Source organism: Oleiphilus sp. HI0067 (assembly GCF_001635735.1).
In genome coordinates, this window is record NZ_LWFI01001353.1 from 1 (window position 1) to 778 (window position 778).

A 778-nucleotide genomic window follows, 5' to 3' on the forward strand; every position below is an offset into this window, starting at 1 on the left:
GGGTCGGTCTTACCGTCACAAATAACAAGAATCTCGGAAGGACCTGCGATCATATCAATACCGACTTGGCCAAAGACTTCACGCTTCGCTGTGGCAACAAAGATGTTTCCTGGGCCAACAATTTTATCAACCGCTGGAATCGTCTCTGTACCATACGCTAATGCTGCAACAGCTTGTGCACCACCGATCGTGAATACGCGATCTACGCCACAGACAGCTGCAGCCGCCAGCACAAGCTGATTCACCTCGCCGCCTGGAGTAGGCACCACCATCACGACTTCTTCAACACCAGCAACCTTCGCTGGAATCGCATTCATCAACACAGATGATGGATAAGCCGCTTTACCACCCGGAACGTACAATCCAGCACGATCTACAGGCAAAACTCGTTGACCAAGTTTGGTACCATCCGCCTCAGTAAATTCCCAAGAACTGCCACCCTGCGCTTGTTTTTCATGATAACTACGTACACGCGCTGCAGCTTGTTGCAGAGCTTCGCGTTGATCCGTAGGCAAGCCTTCTAAAGCTTCTTGCAAACGAGATTGAGGCATTTCAAGTTCTGACAATGCGCTAGCTCCAACTTGATCGAAGCGATTCGTCAACTCAAGAACAGCTTCGTCGCCGCGCTTACGCACATCTGAGATAATATCTTTAACTGTACGATGCACAGACTCATCAAGCGCCTCATCCCAAGCGACTAGATCTGCCAGCTTGTCATTAAAATCCGAATCTTTCGAACTTAAGCGTTTGATAGTTAACATAAAATCTCCAAAAACAA

The 778-nt window shown here is 48.3% G+C and carries 1 protein-coding gene; it reads right to left on the reverse strand.

Translation table 11 applies throughout. The features are described from left to right. Window positions 1–761: histidinol dehydrogenase (hisD, locus tag A3739_RS21440; protein ID WP_068502708.1), on the reverse strand; the 761-nt coding region annotated here is incomplete at its 3' end. Window positions 762–778: the final 17 nt, after the last annotated feature.